The 17,936-nt window shown below is 73.5% G+C and carries 13 protein-coding genes; 7 read left to right on the top strand and 6 right to left on the bottom strand.

Translation table 11 applies throughout. The annotated features are described in order from the left end of the window. Positions 1-23 precede the first annotated feature (23 nt). Positions 24-1,496, bottom strand: a complete 1,473-nt coding sequence (locus ACFU7Z_RS17875) for a purine-cytosine permease family protein (RefSeq protein ID WP_375877774.1) — start codon at positions 1,494-1,496, stop codon at positions 24-26. A gap of 239 nt (positions 1,497-1,735) precedes the next feature. Here ACFU7Z_RS17875 and ACFU7Z_RS17870 point away from each other — a divergent pair, with 239 nt between their 5' ends. Beyond that, positions 1,736-5,254, top strand: a complete 3,519-nt coding sequence (locus tag ACFU7Z_RS17870) for a hypothetical protein (RefSeq protein ID WP_380778165.1) — start codon at positions 1,736-1,738, stop codon at positions 5,252-5,254. A gap of 211 nt (positions 5,255-5,465) precedes the next feature. Then, complete coding sequence (locus tag ACFU7Z_RS17865; RefSeq protein WP_380778163.1) at positions 5,466-7,151, top strand: hypothetical protein; 1,686 nt, start codon at positions 5,466-5,468, stop codon at positions 7,149-7,151. Between the two features lie 94 nt (positions 7,152-7,245). On the opposite strand, the gene ACFU7Z_RS17860 is transcribed toward ACFU7Z_RS17865, so the two are convergent. Continuing rightward, the gene (locus ACFU7Z_RS17860; RefSeq protein WP_380778161.1) at positions 7,246-7,875 is read right to left on the bottom strand and encodes an ArsR/SmtB family transcription factor; all 630 of its coding nucleotides are present in this window, start codon (positions 7,873-7,875) and stop codon (positions 7,246-7,248) included. Positions 7,876-7,965: 90 nt separating this feature from the next. Here ACFU7Z_RS17860 and ACFU7Z_RS17855 point away from each other — a divergent pair, with 90 nt between their 5' ends. Then, positions 7,966-8,967, top strand: a complete 1,002-nt coding sequence (locus ACFU7Z_RS17855) for a S41 family peptidase (RefSeq protein WP_380778159.1) — start codon at positions 7,966-7,968, stop codon at positions 8,965-8,967. A 51-nt stretch (positions 8,968-9,018) separates the two neighbouring features. Here ACFU7Z_RS17855 and ACFU7Z_RS17850 read toward each other — a convergent pair whose 3' ends face one another. Then, positions 9,019-10,257: a serine hydrolase domain-containing protein gene (locus ACFU7Z_RS17850; protein WP_380778157.1), complete on the bottom strand. Its 1,239-nt coding sequence runs from the start codon at positions 10,255-10,257 to the stop codon at positions 9,019-9,021. A 196-nt stretch (positions 10,258-10,453) separates the two neighbouring features. Between ACFU7Z_RS17850 and ACFU7Z_RS17845 the strand changes: the two genes are divergently transcribed. Then, positions 10,454-10,990 carry a DUF1707 domain-containing protein gene (locus tag ACFU7Z_RS17845; protein WP_380778154.1) on the top strand — a complete coding sequence of 179 codons (537 nt, stop codon included), beginning with the start codon at positions 10,454-10,456 and terminating at the stop codon, positions 10,988-10,990. Here the strand turns inward: ACFU7Z_RS17845 and ACFU7Z_RS17840 are convergent. Then, positions 10,938-12,557: an FAD-dependent monooxygenase gene (locus ACFU7Z_RS17840; protein ID WP_380778152.1), complete on the bottom strand. Its 1,620-nt coding sequence runs from the start codon at positions 12,555-12,557 to the stop codon at positions 10,938-10,940. The two genes, ACFU7Z_RS17845 and ACFU7Z_RS17840, sit on opposite strands and share 53 nt — an antisense overlap. A gap of 89 nt (positions 12,558-12,646) precedes the next feature. Between ACFU7Z_RS17840 and ACFU7Z_RS17835 the strand changes: the two genes are divergently transcribed. From ACFU7Z_RS17835 to ACFU7Z_RS17825, 3 genes are all read left to right on the top strand, one after another. Beyond that, positions 12,647-13,219, top strand: a complete 573-nt coding sequence (locus ACFU7Z_RS17835; RefSeq protein ID WP_380778149.1) for a CGNR zinc finger domain-containing protein — start codon at positions 12,647-12,649, stop codon at positions 13,217-13,219. A gap of 85 nt (positions 13,220-13,304) precedes the next feature. Continuing rightward, on the top strand, positions 13,305-13,514 hold the full coding sequence (locus tag ACFU7Z_RS17830; protein ID WP_380778147.1) for a hypothetical protein: 210 nt from the start codon (positions 13,305-13,307) through the stop codon (positions 13,512-13,514). Between the two features lie 378 nt (positions 13,515-13,892). Next, a complete protein-coding gene (locus tag ACFU7Z_RS17825) occupies positions 13,893-14,258 on the top strand; it encodes a hypothetical protein (protein ID WP_074005273.1) in 366 nt (121 codons plus the stop codon). Between the two features lie 165 nt (positions 14,259-14,423). On the opposite strand, the gene ACFU7Z_RS17820 is transcribed toward ACFU7Z_RS17825, so the two are convergent. Both ACFU7Z_RS17820 and ACFU7Z_RS17815 read right to left on the bottom strand, forming a co-directional pair. Next, the gene (locus ACFU7Z_RS17820; protein WP_380778144.1) at positions 14,424-14,972 is read right to left on the bottom strand and encodes a hypothetical protein; all 549 of its coding nucleotides are present in this window, start codon (positions 14,970-14,972) and stop codon (positions 14,424-14,426) included. Beyond that, the coding region (locus tag ACFU7Z_RS17815; RefSeq protein WP_380778142.1) for a polymorphic toxin-type HINT domain-containing protein at positions 14,972-17,936 on the bottom strand (2,965 nt) is incomplete at its 5' end. The genes ACFU7Z_RS17820 and ACFU7Z_RS17815, both read right to left, overlap by 1 nt.

The following is a 17,936-nucleotide window of genomic DNA, read 5'->3' as shown; positions in this document are numbered from 1 at the left end:
GGTCCGGGGGCGTGGTCGTGCGGTCAGACGGTGGCGGCCTGCTCAGCGGCCTGCTCGGCAGGCTGCTCGTCGGTGCCGGAGGTGTTCTCCCGGGGGGTCGGGAGCACGGCCATGATCACGCCGGAGATCACGATGGTCGCCGCCCAGGCGAGCCCGTACTTGCCGACGAAGGTGCCGGAGAACGGGCCGGCGAACCAGTCGCACTTGGTGAAGGCGAGCCCGGCCAGCAGCGCGAGCACCCAGGAGACCATCGCCTGCCAGCAGAAGCCGCCCGTGTACCAGTAGCGGCTCTTCCTGCTGGTGTCCATGAGCGCGGCGGCGTCGTAGCGCACCGCGCGCGAGCGGCGCCGGTACATGTCCACCGCGTAGACGCCGATCCAGGCCGAGAAGGAGACGGCGAGCAGGATCAGGAAGGTGATGAACGAGCCCAGGAAGCTCTTGGCGACCAGCATCAGCAGCAGGCCGCCGACCAGCGAGATCACGGCGTTGATGCTGACGGCCATGGCGCGCGGCAGCTTCACGCCCATGGTCTGCGCGGTGAAGCCGGCCGAGTACATGGAGAGGCTGTTGATCAGCAGCATGCCCACGATCGCGGTCAGCAGGTAGGGCACGGCCAGCCAGGTCGGCAGCAGGTCGCCGAGGAAGGAGACCGGGTCCGCGGCCTCGGCCAGGCCGGGCGAGGCCACCGCCATCACGGCGCCCATCAGCACCATCGGCACCATGACCAGGCCGGCGCCGGAGACCGTGACGCCGACGATCTTCCGGCCGGAGGCGGCGTGGGGCAGGTAGCGGGCGAAGTCCGGGCCGGTGGGGACCCAGCTGATGCCGCCGGCCGCGATGGTGCCGATGCCGGCGATCATCATCGCGGTGGTGCCCGCGGGCTTGGAGAAGACCTCGCTCCAGTTCATGGTCGCGACCAGGTAGCCCAGCACGAGCACGCTGAAGACCCCGAAGAGGTACGTCGACCAGGTGTTGCAGACGTTCAGCGCCTTCCGGCCCATGCCGGAGACCAGGAAGGTGCAGGCGACGAAGGCGAAGAGCGTGATCACGATCAGCGCGGTGTTGCTCTTGACGCCGAAGACCAGGTCGAGGACGGTCAGCACGGCGTAGGCGCCGGTGACGGCGTTGATCGTCTCCCAGCCGAACCGGGCGATCCAGAGGATCGCGCCGGGGAAGAGGTTGCCGCGCACCCCGAAGGTGGCCCGGGAGAGGGTCGCGCCCGGGGCTCCGCCCCACTTCCCGGAGACCGACAGCACGCCGACCATGCCGAACGAGATGAGGGCGGCGCACGCGGCGACGACCAGGACCTGCCAGAAGTTCAAGTGGTTGAACACCACCAGGGCCGCACCCATGGTGAGGAGCAGGACGCTGATGTTCGCCGCGACCCAGGTCGGGAAGAGCTCGCGGACTCTGCCCCGGCGCTCGTGGTCGGGGACAGGCTCAATGCCGCGGGTCTCGATCGCGCCGTCGTTGGCGTCGGTGGACGGATTGTCCATGAGGGTGGCTCCGTGCGTGTGAAGCGGGAGGTAAATCGGTCAAATAAGATATTTGTGGAACTCTTCGCGCGTAGCGGGAGTCGAATCATCCTACTTTGTTCTGAGGGCAAAGCGGTTGGCGCGGGTGCTCGCCGGCGGCCGTCGGCGCACCCGTCTCCTGGGCCGCCTCCCGGACCCTCGGCCGGTCCACCCGGAAAACCCTGCGACCGCGGGGGCGGCCGGCCTGTTGAATGGCCCGCATGTCCAGTGCACCGCACAGCCCGGCCGAAGCCGTCGACCACCTCCTCGCCGAGCTCGCCCCGCTCGCCCACCCCGCCCGGATGCGGCGCCTCGCCGCCTGGACGAAGGAACGGGCAGCGGAGGGACCGAACGAGGGCGACGGGCCGGAGCCGTTCGGCCCGCTGCTGGCGGAACTCGACAAGCGCGGCGCCTACGGTCGAGGGCTGGCCGGAGTCGCCGCCACGATCGCCGGGGACGGTGCCTTCGTCGCCGCGCGGCTCACCGATCCCGACCCGGCGGTCAGCCGCCAGGCCCTGAAGGCCGCACTCCACCTGCCGGTCGCGGACGAGCTGCTGGCCGCGGCGATGGCCGACGCGCCCGCCGTCCTGCGCCACCGGCTCACCACCTTGATCGTCGCCCGCGGGCGCACCGCGCTGGCGGAGCGGCTGCTGCTCCCCGTGCGGCAGGCGTGGGGGGACGCGGCGGCGGCCCGGCTGCTGCCGGGCTGCGGGCCCGAGACCGTCGCCCGGTACCTGCCAGGGCTGTTCCTCGCCGTGACGCACTGGAACACCCTGGCCCGCCGCCACCCCGACCTGCTGCTGGACGAGGTGGCCCGCCAGCTCGCCGAACTGCCCGAGCCGGCCCGCCCCGCCTGGTGGCAGCGCAACGCGGACGTCCTGGCGGCCGCCGCAGGGCACCGACCGGAGCGGGTGCTGGACCTGCTGGAACGCCACTGCCCCACGTGGTTGCCGCAGCCGGTGCAGGGGTGCCTGGGCCGGCTGCTGACCGCCGCGCCCGGCCGGACCATCCGGTTGATCACGCCGCCCGAACGCGCGGCCACCGCGTCGATCTCCCGCAGCGCGCTGACCCGGGTCGCCCGGTTCGACCCGCCCGAGCTGCCGGACCTCGGCCGGGCCTGGAGCACCGCCCCGATCTGGCTCGCCCGGCTGCTGCGCGCCCTGCCGCCGTCCCGGCGCGAGGCGTTCTACGACCTCGTCACCGCGGACCGGGACCTCGGCCGCAGCGAGCTGTCCGGGGCCGTGCTCGACGCGCTGCCCCGCCGACGGGCGCAGGCCGAGGCCCGGCGGATGGCCGCGCAGGCCGCCGAGCGCGGCGCCGCGTGGTCGGTCGTGCTGGCCCACGTCGCCCACCTGCCGGTGGCCGAGGCCCGGCCGCGGCTGCTCGCCGCCACCCGGCGACCGGCCGCGGAGGACCGGGCGCTGGCCTACCCGCTGCTGGTCCGCAACGCGGCCCGGTCGGGCGAGCCTGCCGCCGTCGGCGAACTCCTCGACGACCTGCTGCGGCTGCGCAACGAGCAGGATCCGGTCCGCTCCCCGGCGCTGGTCGCGCTGGCCGAGGTCCCGCCCGCGCTCTTCCGGGGGGAGGCGGCGGCCGCCGCCCTCGGCCGGATCGTCACCGACGCCGTCGAGGCCCGGGACACCTCCTGGCAGACCCGCGGAGCGCTCTCGCACCTCGCCCTCGCCGTCCTGCGGGAGCACGCGGTGAGCGGTGAACAGCCGCTGCTGGGCTGGGCCCTGGCCGCCCTGCGGCAGCTCTCCGGGACGCTCGGCAGCGTTCCGCTGGGCCGGCTGGACACCGTGCTCCGGCGCGGACAGGAGGCACAGGTCTTCGAGGCGCTGCGCCCGTGGCTGGCGGCCGGTGCGGACCGGGTCGACCACACGCTGACCTTCGCCCTGGCCGGAGCCCTGGGCCGGCGTGCCCACCACCTGCCCGAACTGCAGGAACTCCTCTGGGAGGCCATCCAGTTCGGTGACAACGCGACCTTTATCCAGGCCGTCCGGTACTGGTTCGCGGACCCGGCCACCCGCGGCGAACGGGTGGCACGGGTGCTGGAACTGGAACCGTCGGCCGCCGTCCTGCCGCCGGTGCTCCGGGTGCTGGCCCGCGGGCGCACCGACCTGCTGGACACCGTCCTCGCCGACACCCCGCCGTACGGGCGCTTCCTGGCGGCGGGGACGCGCTGGCTGCCGCCGGTCGACGGGATCGAGGGCTGGACACCCGCCCAACAGGCCGCCGCCACACGCCTGTTGGCGGCAGCCGCGGCCGACGCCTCGCTGCCCCGGCAGGTACGGGCCGGACACCTGCGCACCGTGGTGGCGGTCCCCGAACGCGGCTTCGCCACCGTCCGGCCGTACGTCGACTCCCCGGACACCGTGCTCGCCGAGGCCGCGCTCGGAGCCCTGATCTGGACCGACCGGCCCGCCGAGGCGCTGCCCCTGCTGCTCGCCCAGGCCGGGAACGACCGGGCGCGGGTCGCGCTGTACGCGGCCGGGCGGGCCGCCGGGTTCGTGGCGCCGTCGCGACTGGCGGACATGCTGCGGGCGGTGCTGCTGCCGGCGGCGAACGGGGCCGCGGAAGCCGGTGGCGGGGCGGCCGGTGGCGGGGCGGCCGGCGGCGGTGGGGCGAAGGTCACCAGCCGGAAGGAGCTGGTGCGGCTGGCCGCCCGGCTGCTGCCGGTGGACGCCGCAGGCGCACTCCTCGCCGAGGCCCACGACCTGCCCGGCCAGCACCGCGACGTCCGGGCTGCGGTCGTGGCCGCCACCGTCGACCTGCTCCCCGCACCCGCGGCCTGGCGGCTGCTCGAAGACGCCGCGACAGGCGCCCCCGTGGCCCGGTCCGCCGTGCTGCGCACCCGGCCGCTGGACCTGCCGACCACCGACCGCCCCCGCTACGCCGCGCTGGTGGCCCGGGTGGCGAGCGGCGACGACCCGCACACCGCCCAGGTCGCGCTCGACCTGCTGGCCGCCTGGTCGCCCTGGTACCCCGAAGCGGAGGAGCTGCTGCTGGCGGGCACCGTCGACCTCGCCAACCGCTCCTCCTGGCGGGCCGCCGCAGCCGGCCTGGCGGCTCTCGCCGTCGGCGGCACGGGCCGCCGGCTGACCGAGGCGCTGGCGCAGCTGCTGGCGAGCGAGGCGTCGGCCGCGGGAGCCCCGGAGCGGGAGGACGGGGACGTGGACGTGGACGGGGATGGGGACGGTGGCGGCGGACTGGACGCCGCCGCCGACCGGGACCGGCCGGCCCGGCAGCGGATCGACCACCTGGTCGCCCGGCTCGCCGCTGGCGTGGCCGACCGCCCGTCGGCGGAGGGCCTGAAGGCGGTCGGCGAGGCAGTCGAACTCCTCTCCACCGAACCTGACTTCATACCCAAGGCCGTCCAACTCCTGACCACCACACTGGAGTTCGACACCACCCAGGACCATCTCCTCGCCGAGCTGGACCGGTTGGCCGCCCTTCACGGCGACCGCCCGGTGCTGGCCGCCCGCACGGCCGAGGCCCTGCGGAGCCGGCTCAACACGCCTCGCCGCCCGGGCGACCCGGCGGTCCTGCACACCGTGACCGAACGGCTCGCAGTCCACGGCGGCCACACCCAAGGCCTGTTCGCGGTCGGCCTCGCCCACGCCCTGGGCCCGCGCACCGGCTGGCGCCCGCAGTGGCGAGCACTGCTCCGCACCCTGCGCCGCCACCCGCAGCCGGACGTCCGGGAGGCGGCCCTGGCGGTACGGACGGCGACGGAGTAGGGGAGCGGGGCGGAAGGGCGCGGCGAAACGGCCCTCGGACCCGCCGGGTCCGAGGGCCTGGGTGTTGCGGCGGACGGGCGACGGCGCCGCCCGAGCAGGTCTGTGCTCGGCGTCGGGACCCGGAAGGTCCTGGACAGGGGGACGGCCGGGGCGTGCGACCGCTACCCTGCCCCACACACCTGTACCCCGACACCTGTACCAGGAACGGAAGTTGAACCAAACAGCCCCCCTCGCGCTACGTTCCACCCTCACCGTCCCCGAGCCTGCCCTCGTGCTGCCCGCCGTCCGCCGGATCACCGCCGACTGGCTCACGAAGAAGTTCGGAAGCGCTCCACTGGCCTCCGGCCACCACCAGGTCGACCCCCGCTCCACGCTCACCACCCAGGTCGTCTACGGCGACAACGGGGCCGAGAAGGCGATCCGGCTCCAGCTCCGTCAGGACGAGGCCAACGCGACCTGGCGCACCACCGTCACCGCTGCGGCCGACGACCGAGCCGCCCCCGGCCCGTGCGCTGCCGTCTCTGTCGCCCTGGAGGCCTTCCCCAACCCCGGCCACGCCGTCGTACCGGCCCGGCCGGCCCTGGTCCGCGACCTCGTCGAAGCCCTCCATCCCCGCGACAGTCTCGCCCGGCTGACCCTCCACGCCCAGGAAGTCGGCACCGACCTCGACTACCTCCTACACGTCCTGTGCGACCAGCGACGCACCCTGCCCGTCATCGTCGCCGCTCGCCCCCGGCGCCCCGATGTCGTCTGGTCCACCCGCATGCGGAAGGCGATGCCTCAGTGTGCTGGTGCCGCGTCCCTGTACCTGCTGCGTGACGCGGCCGCCGTCGACGCGTTCCGCGATCAGATTGGGGAGCACCATCGGGTCGCCCCGGGCACGGTACGGACGTTCCTGCCGGGCGTCGACCCGGCCTGGGCCCCGGACGCCTCCCGCCACCGCTTCCTGAGCTTCGCCCGCATGAGCGACCCCGCCGACAACTCCTGGTACGGCATCGCCCGCCGCGTCCAGCAGTTCGCCAGCCGTACGCCCCTGCCACCCGCCCTGCACGCCCTGCCCTTCCCGGACATCACCCAGACCCACCAGGCCGAACGCCGGGCCGCGCTCGCCACCGACCGCACTGTCGGCGAGACGCCCGCCGCAGAGGAGGAGGTCGCCCTGCTGACCGGCCTCCTCGGCCAGGCCGACGCCGACCTCAAGGAGGCCGCCCGCAACGCCGAACTGGCCGACCGCACCATCGACGCCCTCCAGGCACAGCTCGACGCCGCCACCACCACGGGCCTGCGAGACATCGAGGAAGCCCTCACCGCCTGGGACGAGGTCGAGCGGCTGCGTGCCGAGGCGGACGTCCTGCGCCGCCGCCTACGAGCGGCAGGCCGCTACGAGGACACCGCCGTCATCGAGGAACTGCCTGGCTTTCCGCAGTCCTTCGAAGAGCTGTGGGAACGGCTCGCCGAACTCCCGGGCGTCCTGGTCACGGCCAACCGGGACAAGGCCCTCGCATTGGACGAATCCGACCGGGTCCGAGTGTGGGCCGCCAAGGCCTGGAACGGCCTGCGCGCACTCAACTCGTATGCGCTCACCCCCGACTTCAACGGAAACTTCCACCAGTTCTGCACCTCCGGGATACCCGGCACGGTGGGCTGGTCCCACAAGCAGCTCGCCTCGAACGAGTCGAGGCAGACGATGGACCGCTGGGGCGATGAACGCGTCTTCCCCGTCCCCTGCGACGTCGACCCCTCCGGACGGGCGGAGATGAAGCCCCACCTGAAACTCGACAACGGCGGCACAGCACCACGCATCCACTTCCTCGACGCCACCAGGATTCCGATGTGCCCCGCCCGGATGATCGTGGGATACATCGGAGCGCACCTCACGAACACCCGCACCAACTGAGCGAACCTTCCGGCCGTCGAAGCGTGGAAACGGGGTCGGCCACGTGGTCGACCCCGCTGACGCGATCGTGGAGCGGGGCAGAAGGGCGCGGCAGTCAGCCGTCGCGTCCGGCGGCCTGTTCGTAGAGCGCCACCAGGACACCGTGCACCGGCTCGCCGGGCGGGGCCTCGGCGGCCTCGGCGACCAGGGCCTGGAGGGTGGCGCCGAGGTGCGCGGCCTGGTCGGCGGTCAGTCGCAGGTGCCGCAGGACCAGCACCGGCTCCTGCGGGGCGTTGGCGCACTCCTCGGCCACCGCCTTGAGCAGGGCGGTGGTCGGCCCAGCGTCGCGTCCGGCGTCGCGTCCGGCACCACGCTCCGTGACGGCGATCCGCCGGGTGGTGCGCTGGTAGAGGTGTTCGCTGCCGCCGCGCACCTTCCGGGTCTCCACGATGCGGACGACGCCGGCCTCCTGCAGCACCTTGAGGTGGTGCGCCACCGTGCCCTTGCGGCTGTCCAGCAGCGCCGCCAGCCGGCCGACCGTGGCGGGCTGCCCGCCGAGTGCCAGCAGCAGCCGTTGGCGCAGCGGGTGGGAGAGCGCCTTGTACTGCTGCGGGCTCTCGATGGTCAGCTCGTGGTCCTCGGGCTGCTGGTCCTCGGGCTGTTGGTCCTCGGGTTGGTGGCCCTCCGGCTGGGGGTCGTGGGGCTCGTGCTCCTGGGGCCGGTCTTCCCGCTGCTGGTCGTCCATGCGTAAAGCGTCCAATTTTCTTGACGCTTTCGCAAGCCGCGTGCTCTACTCGTCGCGACCTGACCGATCATCACCAGCGGGGGACAGCAGATGGCGCAGCTCCAGTCGGCCGAGATCACCGGGATCGTCACCGAGGTGAGCCGGCTCACGGCCGGGCTCTACGTCTTCCCCGAGACCGGCGAGCGGATCGCCCGGGGCCTCGACGACGCGTTGTCCAACGGCCGCTACCACCAGTCCGGCGCCCCCGAGACGCTCGGCCGGCTGGTCACCGAGGACCTCCAGTCCGTCAACGGCGACGGCCACCTGCGGCTGAAGTTCCACCCGCACGCGATCCCGACGGAGCAGGAGGACGGCGCCGTCCTCGCCGAATTGGCGCGGGCCGCCGACCTCTCGCTCGGCGGCGTACCCCGGATCGAGCGGCTGGAGGGCGGCGTCGCCCTGCTGAAGCTCGCGCCGATCCTCTTCCCGCTCGACATGACCGGCGACTCGCTGAACGCCGCGCTCGGCCTGGTCGCGCGGGCCGAGGCCCTGGTCCTGGACCTGCGCGAGTGCGTCGGCGGCGACCCGTACACGGTCGCCCACATCTGCGGCCACCTCTTCGACGGCCCGACCCACCTCAGCACGATCTACGACCGCGAGGAGGACGCCGAACGGCAGTTCTGGAGCCCCGCGCCGGCACCCGGCCCGCGCTTCGGCGGCAGCAAGCCGCTCTACGCGCTGATCAGCGGGGCCACCTTCTCGGGCGGCGAGGCGCTCGCGTACGACCTCCAGCAGCGCGGCCGCGCCGTGGTGGTCGGCGAGGCCTCCGGCGGCGGCGCCAACCCCCGCCGGGGCTTCACGCTCCACCCCCACCTGGAGGCCACCATCCCGACCGCCCGCTCGATCAACCCGGTGTCCGGCGGCAACTGGGAGGGCACCGGCGTCATCCCGGACACCGCCACCGACCCGGCCCGGGCCCACGAGACGGCCCACCGCGCCGCACTGGCCGACATCGCCCGGCTCGGCGGCGACACCCCGTCGGCCGAGGAGGCCCGACAGGCCCTCCACGGCCGGGCGGACGACCACCCCACGCCGCCGGACGCCCGGCTCTGACCTCCGGCCCTGACATCGGGCGCTGCGCCGGTTCTGCGTCCCGGGAGTGGTTCAGTGCCCGGGGGTGGCCCCGCACGCGGCCGTGGTGAGGAAGGCCGTCACCGCGGACTTGGCGGCGCGCGGGTCGGAGCGGTCGTACGGGTTGTGGGAGAGCACCAGTTGGCGTCGGCCGTCGGCGGTGCCGGCGACCATCGTCGAGTAGCCGGGGAGGTCTCCGCTGTGACCCCAGAACACGCCGCAGGGAGTGTCGAACCGGGCCAGCCCCAGCCCGTATCCGCGTCCTGGGCCGGCGTCCGTCGTCCTGGTCATCTCGGCGAGTTCGGCGGGCCGCAGCAGCCGGCCGTCCAGCAGGGCGGCGATGAAGCGGTTGAGGTCGGCGGTGCCGGAGATGCCCTGCCCGGCGGCGCCCATGACGGACGGGTTGAGTTCGGTGACGTCCACCGGCCCGGTCGAGAGCTTCACATAGCCGTGCGCGTGGGGGCCGGGCAGCCGGACGGAGCGGCCGGGCATGCCGGTGTCGCGCAGTCCCAACGGCTGGATGATCCTCCGGTCGACCTCCTGTTGCCAGGGGTGGCCGGTGACCTTCTCGACGAGCAGGCCGGCGAGCAGGTAGTTGGTGTTGGAGTAGTGCCAGCCCTGTCCCGGTGGGAAGTACGGAGCGTTGCGGTTGGCCAGTGCGAGCAGGTCGGCCGGCTGGTAGGTGTGCCAGCGCGATCCCGCCAGCCAGTCGAGGTACTGGGACTCGTCCTGGGGATCCAGGCCGGGCGCATCGGTGTAGTTGTACAACCCGCTGGTGTGGTCGAGGAGTTGGCGGACGGTGATGGCCGATCCGTTCGGGACCGCGCCGGGCAGGTGGCGGTCGATCGGGTCGTCCAGGCCGATGCGCCGCTCGGCGGAGAGCTGGAGCAGGACGGTGGCGACGAAGGTCTTGGTGACGCTGCCGATCCTGAACCGGGCGTGCTCGGGTACCGGCGTGCCGGTGGCCAGGTCGGCCACGCCGGCCCGCCCGCGCCAGACGGTCCGCCCGTCCTGCCGGACCTCGCCGACGGCTGCCGAGGAACCGGTGTCGACGATGCCCTGGAGCGTGCTGCGCAGTGCGGTGGCCTCGGCGCTGCCAGTCGCCAACGTTCCCTGCTCGCCTGCCGGTTGGGCATCGACCGGCAGGCGGCCGGGGGATGCGGCGAAGCTCGCGGTGGCACCGGTGCCGAGCAGGGTGGCGGCGGCCAGGAGCGCGGCCGCCGAGCGGAGGCCGTGTCTCAGGGCGCGCGGAGGTGTCGTCACGTCGGACATGGGCTGCTTCCCTCCCGGGGCAGGCGCGCATCGCCGCCCCCGTACCGAGCGTGCCGGAGGGGTTCCCGCCCGGGCATCCACCGAAGGTGCCGCGCCGTGTCCTCCCTGGGACTGGTCGGGCCAGTTGGGCGTCGCCCTGCGGGCTGAGCCGGTCCTACACCGCGGCCCGCCCCCGGAGCGGGACTAGAGTAGGACGGTGACCGCTCTGCCGGACAACCTGCCGATCAACGACGTTGAACGCGACCATGCCGTGGAGCGCCTGCAAGAGGCGTTCACCGAAGGGCACATCTCACACGAGGAGATGGACGAACGTCTCCACCAGGTGCTCACCGCGAAGACGCGTTCCGACCTCGCGCCGCCCCTGGCCTCGCTCCCCGAGCCGGACCAGGGAGCGGTCCCGACCATCGCCGCCGTCAGCGGGCGCCTGGTGCGCCGCGGCCCCTGGCGGGTTCCGCGCAGCTTTCAGGTGGTGTCGGCCTTCGGGCGGGTGCACTTGGACCTGTCGGAGGCGGTCATCGAACATCCGGTGATCGACATCGAGTTGGGGCTCGGTACCGGCAGTGCGAAGATCACCGTCCCGCGCGACGCCGTCGTCGACATCGACGGCCTCCAGGGAGGCTGGAAGGACGTGCGCTACACGCCTCCCCGCCGCTCATCCGTGGGCAACCCGACGATACGGATCACCGGGACCACCGGCTTCGGCCGTCTGAAGATCCGGCACGCCCGGCGCTGAGCGTTGCGGACAGCAAGCGCCGCAGGATGGTGAGCAACTCGCCGTCAGTGGCAGGCAGTTGCCGTGCCCGCCAGGCGATGTGGCCGTCCGGGCGGACGAGGGCGGCGCCGCCGGTGGTGGCGGGAAGGCCGGTGGCGCGGGCCCAGTCGGGGGGCGCCAGGGTGTGTACGGTGACCGGCAGTCCCGCCGCTGTCGCGGTGTCCGCCTGGTGCTGCCAGCCGGCGTCCTCCATGGCCGTGGTGAACAGGGTGAAGCCCGGCCCGACCAGGTCGAGGGTGGATGTGGCTGCGGTCCCGGGCGGGCCGGGGAGGCGGAGGTGGGGGAGGCGGGTGCCGGGCGTGCCGTCGGGGTGTTCGCGGTCCGGATCCAGGGGTGGCCGTTCCGGGGCTGTCGGGTCTGCGAGGACCGCCGTCGAGCGGTAGGCGGCGGTGAGCAGCAGCTCGTCGTCGATCCGGTACCCGGCGCGGGCACGGGAGTTGGCGAGCGAGATGTCGATGACCTGCCGGGCCACCGGGCGCCGCTCGGCCTCGTAGGTGTCCAGCAGGGCCTCGCCGGCCGTCCCGGCGGTGACCGCCGCGAGCTTCCAGGCGAGGTTGTCCGCGTCGCCGATGCCGGTGTTCATGCCGTGCCCGCCGGTCGGCGGCACCACGTGGGCGGCGTCGCCCGCGAGCAGCACCCGTGCGCGGCGGTAGGCCCCGGCGAGGCGGGCGTCCATCCGCCAGGTCATCGTGTCCTGGACGGTGACGGCCAGCCCGGGCAGTCCGGCGGCCTCCCGGACCAGTCGGGCGATTGCCCGGTGGTCACCCAACAGGGCGTCGATGCCCGGGAGTTCGGGGTCGTACGGGTACTGGTAGATCCACCGGCGGTCGTTGTCGACGGCGAGGAAGCCGCCGCGGCCCGGTTCGGTGAGGAAGTACGAGGCGCTGGCGCGGTCGGCCACCACCCCGCCGAGCGGTGCCTCGAAGCGGATACTGAGGAAGTGGCCGAGGCCGGTCGGCCCCGCCATCGCGATGCCGGCCGCCGTGCGGACGGTGCTCGACGCGCCGTCGCAGCCGACCAGCCAGTCGGCGCGCACGGTGTGGCGCTCGCCGGTGGTGCGGTCCTCCAGCAGGGCCTGGACGTGTCCGTCCCGTGGGGTGAGGGAGAGCAGGCGGGTGGCGAACCGGACGCTATCCGGGGCGAGTTCGCGGGCCCGTCGGAGCAGGACGGCCTCCAGGGCGTCCTGCGAGCAGATCAGCCCGGGGGTAGGGGTGCGCTCGGCGTCCTCCGTCGCGCCGGCCGCCACGCCGGTGCGGACGAAGTCCGGGTCGACCAGGCTGCGGCCCCGGTAGAAGAACACCTGCGAGGCCGGCAGTCCGGCCCGCCGGACCTCCTCCTCCAGTCCGCACCGCCGGAAGACCTCCATCGAACGCGCCGACACCCCACGGGCCTTGGGGTGGCGCGAGGTGTCCGGGTGCGCCTCGACCAGCAGGTGCGGTACGCCGTGGCCGGACAGCAGGACGGACAGGGTCAGGCCGACCGGTCCGCCGCCGACGATGAGTACGGGTGTGGTCCCGGGGTACCGCATGCCACCACTCCTCAGTAACGCCTACTGGGTCATTTTGACGTTACCATGGTCCGGACGGCACCCTCCCAGACCTCGCGAGGCGACCCCCCATGGCGCAGTCCCAACCCCAACCCCAGCCCCAGTCCCGGCTCCAGGACGGCGACGACGGCAACCCCCGCGGCCTCCACTTCCTCACCGACCTCGCGAACACCGTCCGCGAAGACCCCGACACGGGCGCCGCCGAACTCCAGGCCCTCCTGGACCGCCACGGCGGCCCGCCCCTCCGGCTCACCGACGCCGACGCCCGCGAACTGCGCCAGGCCACCGCCGAGGTGACCGCCGTCCTCGAGACCGACGACCCGGACCACGCCGCCGACCTGATCAACACCCTGCTCGACCGCCACCCGCCCCGCCCCCGCCTGGTCCGCCTCCCCGGCCGACCCTGGTCCCTGCACACCCGCGCCCCCGCCGACGCAGGCCTCACCCACTGGCTGCTCTCCACCGCCGCCCTCGCCCTCGGCCTGTGGCTCAGCGAACGCGGCACCTGCGCCTGGGGCCGCTGCGCCGCCCCGGGCTGCGGACGCTTCTTCATCGACACCGGCCGCCGCACCCCACAGCGCTACTGCACCCCCCGCTGCGCCACCCGCGTCCGCGTCGCCGCCCACCGCGCCCAGAAGGGCTAGAGGACTGGTGGTGACCGCAGGGGTCTACGCTGCCGCCGGAGGGCCCCTGGAGGGTGGCCCGCACAGAGCGAAAGTGAGGGCCGCCATGGCCGGGCGACACCGCCGTCCCCCGCAGCCGGAGCTGCCGCCGGGCTCGGACGGCCGGCTCCGGGCCATCGCCGAGCAGCGGGCGGTCGTCGAGGACGGCATCGCCGTGTTCGACGGCTCGGGTGTCCCGTACCTGTACCGCACCGTGTACGAGCCGGACGGCACCGTGCGGCAGACCCTCGTCAGGATCGATACCGGGCCCCTGTGACCAGTCGGCCCGGCCGGGAGGCGTCAGCGGAACGGCCCGCCCGGAGACCTGCTCACCGTCGGCCCCGGTGGCTGTCCGGCACCCAACTGGCGAACCTCGGGTCGAGGTTCGCGCACGTGGACGACCGTCCGACCTCACCCCTATGGTGTGGGACGTATCCCTTGGGGCGCCCGTGCCACCCCGGTGCCGCAGGGGTGGACCGCCGCCGCTCGTGGCCGACTCCGGCGTTGACGACGGTCGTTCGAATACGTCACGCTCGGTGGAACGCCGAGGGCGGGTGCCGGTCGTGCCGCGCTCCGTGCGCCGCCGCCGATGTCCTGGTGCCCCGCCACCCCGGCCTCCGGATGCCCACCGTGAACCCCGTGTGGAGGTACCGCCATGTCCAAGCGCCGTCTCGCCGTCCACGGAGCCGCCGTCGCCGCTCTGACCCTCGCCGCCGTGCTGCTCCCGGCCGTCGGCGCCCACGCCGCGCCGCCCGCCGACTCGTGCACCCAGAACTGGAGCATCAGCTCCGGCGAGGGCTACGCCAACGGCAAGTGGTGCAACTACAACTCCAAGGTCGTCGGCACGGTGCACGACACCAAGGCGGACGGCCGCTGTCCGTACGTGCGCGGCAGCCTCTCCAACGGCGGCCACGTCGACAGCGACTGGGCCGGCGGCAAGGGCAAGTCCCGCGCCATCACCCTCTACGCGCCCTCGGGCACCCACATCACCGGCCTCAGCATGCGCTACATCGGCTGCTGATCCCGGCCGGGACCGGCTGAGGGCAGGTGGTCCACCGTCAGGAGTAAGGCCGCGGCCGCCTTCCGGGCCGTCCCCCCTCGAGACGGTCATCGAGTCGGCACCCGTCAGGACCGGCAGGAGCCCGCCAGAGTGGACTCTGGCGGGCTCCTGGGACCGATCGGAAGCTCAGGGAAGTGCCGGAAGTATCACTTCCCATTCTTTCAGGCGTGGATCGAGATCCTCGCCCACAGCGGAGCGCATGGCGATGAGTGTCGGAAGCACCAGGCTCTTCGCGGCCCTGAGCCGGCGGATGTCCGCAAGGTCGCGACCTCGCCAGTCGGTCGACAGCTCTCGCGCCTCCTCGATCGAGATCGGGATCTCGCCAAGGAACGTCTCCATGATGCGATTCGGGTCGAGGAGGTCCACCTCGGCATCGACCGGAACGCGCTGGAGCAGAGCGGCGGAGAGGTTCAGGCGCCGGATCACCGCTTCGCGGTGATCGATCGAGCCCGTGGCGACGGCGGCGTCGAGCGCGTAGGTGATCGAGCTCGAGCACGCTCGCCACGCGTCGGCGGACAACCCGCCGCACTCATCGGTCAGGCGCATGGTCAGCAGCTCGACGACGCCCAGCCATTCACCCGCGCCCAGTTCGACGACTCCCGGAGAGTGCGAAGCCAGGGTCTCGGACAGTGCGTGGAGGTCAAGTCGGACGAGTTCGTCGAGCTCTGTTCCCATCAGAAATGCACTCCCGCTGCCGCGAACGCGTCCTTGCCGATCTGGGCCACGTTCCAGTTGGGCTCGAAGAAGTGGCCGCTGTGGTCGTTGATCTCGATCCCGAAGTAGCCGTCCCTCGCGGAGCCGGCAATGTCGGCCTCGCCCGCGGCTCGCACCGGGTTCCCCTTGCTGAGGACGGCGTGGGAGATTTCGACGCCGCTGACGAACTTCGGCATGACGACGAGCGATCCGTCCTCCAGGACCGCCCACTTGATCCTGCCGTCACCGGAGTTGATCGCCGCGTCGAACTTCGCGGACCCCACGCTGGTCGGACCCGCGCCGAGCTTCTCCGCGTCCGCCAACTCCTTCTCCAGGGTTCCAGGCATCTTGTTCGGGAACAGCCCGCACGTGGGGTCGGTGTTGTGCACCAGGACCGGCGTGGTTCCGGCGACCACATAGTACGTGTGGAGTTCGTCGACCGCGAGGTTGTAGGCGGGCTGGAGGGTGTTCCAGTGCCGGACGTCCTCGATGCGCTGGGGCTGTCCGTCCGGGGCGCGCAGTTCGTCGCCGGTCTGGAGGTCGACGGCGTCGACCCACTGCTTCCGGTTCTCGGACCAGAAGGGGTGGTGGTCGGTGCTGGTCAGGGACTGCCCCGCACCCAGCGAGATGTCGGTGAAGTCCCGGTCGTCAGGGCCGTAGATGGTGGCCCAGACCCGGCGGGGGCCGGTCAGCCCGGTGGCGGGATCGGTGGCGAGGACCTCGTCGCCGATCACGACCGTCTCGATCGCGCGGGTGGAGCCGTCGGCCATGAGCACGCGGGTGCCGGCCGGGAAGCTGTTCGGCCGCGGGCAGGACGGGGGGAGCCGGGTGACGAGCTTCTTGATGAACTCGACGGCCTTCTCGCCCCAGGAGCCGAACTTCTTGGCCCACTGGGCGAGCTTGGCGACGGCGGCGCCGTCGCCGATGAAGGGGATCGCGCCGATGCAGGAGGTGAGCGCGTCGGCGGTGCGGCCCTCGACGGCGTAGTAGGCGCAGTTGATGAGGTCGGCGATGTCGGCGAGGCCGGGGGCGATGACGCCGCCCGCGCCGCCGATGACGTCCAGGGTGAGGTGGACGCTCTCGGAGAACAGGTGATAGAGGAGGCTGACGTTGTCGCTGTCCTCCTTCGCCTTCTTGATCTCCTCCTCGAGCGCCGCGATCGAGTCCTGCTTCTCCTTCGCGGCCTGGGCCTGGCGCTCCGCCTCCTTGCGCTCCGCCTCGAGCCTGGCGAGCCGCGCCTTCTCCTCGGCCTCCTGCTTCACCTGGTAGTTCGCGTGGGCGTCGTCGGCGGCGGTCTGGGCGGCCTGGGCGTCCTGGCCGGCTGCCTCGGCGGAGGCCCGGGCGGCGCTCGCGGAGGCGTTGGCCTGGGACGCGTTCCAGCGCGCCAGCTTGGCCGACTTCTCGGCCTGGTTGGCGGAGTAGACGGCGCTGGCGGCGTCGCGGTTGGCGGAGACCTTGGCGGCGTTGGCGGTCTTCGCGGCCGCGGCGGCCCTGGTGGCGTCGGCCTGGGCGGCGTCGGCGGCGGCCTGGGCCTTGGCGACGTGCTGGGCGGCGGTGTCGGCCGACGCCTTGGCCGTGGCCTCGTAGCCCCTGGCCTCGTCGGCGACGCCGCGGGCGTAGGCGGCGGCGGCCTGGGCCGTGGCCGCGTTCTTCTGGGCGGTCGCGGAGACCGCGGTGGCCTCGGCGATCAGGCCCTTGATGTCGGCGACGTGGACGGCGGTGAGCCGGTCCTTCTGCTGCGCGGTGTACTGGCCCTCGGCCACGAAGGCGCGCAGGCCCTGTACGGGGCCTTCGAGGGCGATCTTCGCCGCGGCCTTGAGCTCGGGCTCGGTGGCCGGGGCGTCCTCGAGCCGGGTGGCGGTGAGCCGGTCGTCGGCGGCCTGGGCATCGGCCAGACCCTTGCCGAGGAAGTCCCGCAGCGCGGCGGGAGTGTTGACCCGCAGCGCGGCGTCGGCGGCGGCCTTGACGGCGGGGCCGGCCTTGTCGCTGAGCCGGGTGATCGTCAGCCGGTTCTCCGTGGCGGCGGCCTCGTACTGACCGCTGCTCAGGAACGTACCGACCTGGGTGGTGCCGCCCTGGAGGGCGGTGTAGGCGGCGGTGCGGACCGGGTCGCTCTCCGAGTCCTTGTAGACCTGGGTGGCACGGTCGCGGCCGTCGTGGTCCTCGGCCTCCCGGCGGCCGGTCTTGAGGTAGGAGAGCACGGCGTTGTCCGGGCCGGTGAGGGCTGCTTCGGCGGCCGAGGCTCCCCAGGTGCCGGAGATCTTGCGGGAGATCAGGGCGAGCTTGCGGCCGTCGGTGGCGACCTGCGCCGGGGTGGCGCCGGGCTGGTTGGCCAGCTGGGCGAGGCGGTCGGCCTCGGCCTTCGCCTGCTGGACCTGCTGGGCGGCCTGGTCGGTCTGCGCCTGCTTGTCCGTCTCGTCGGCCTTGGCCTTACGGGCCTTCTCCACCGCGGCCGCGGTCCGGTTCGCCAGGTCCTCGGCCTCGGTGCGACGGGCGAGGTCCTGGACCGCGTTGGCCTGGTCGACCGCGCGCTGCGCGTCCACGGCGGCCGCGGAGGCGGCGTTCGCGTGGTTGGTCGACTCCTGTGCGGCGTTCGCGCTCTGCCCGGCGTGCTCGGCGGCGTACCGGGCGGCCTGCGCCGCCGCGGCGGCGTGCTCGCCCGCGGACTTCAGGAGCGTCGCGGCGGCCGCGGCCTGCGTCGAGGCCTCCCCGGCCAGCTGCTGGGAGGCGGCCGCGGCGCGGCCGGCCTCGGCTGCCGAACGGCGGGTGGCCGCCGCGGCCTGCTTGGCCTTCGCCGACTGCCCGCCGGCGCTGTCCGCGTAGGCGCCGGCCTGCTCGGCGGAGCCCGCCGCGGAGTCGGCGTTGCCCTTGGCGCTCAGCGCGGCACCCGCCGCTTCCTTGCTGCTCTTGGCGGCGTCGTTCGCGTGACCGAGCGTCGTGTTCGCG

This window comes from Kitasatospora sp. NPDC057518, assembly GCF_042802075.1.
GTDB lineage: Bacteria > Actinomycetota > Actinomycetes > Streptomycetales > Streptomycetaceae > Kitasatospora.
Note: the sequence above shows the minus strand (reverse complement) of the source record. Positions and strands in the feature narration are given on the sequence as shown.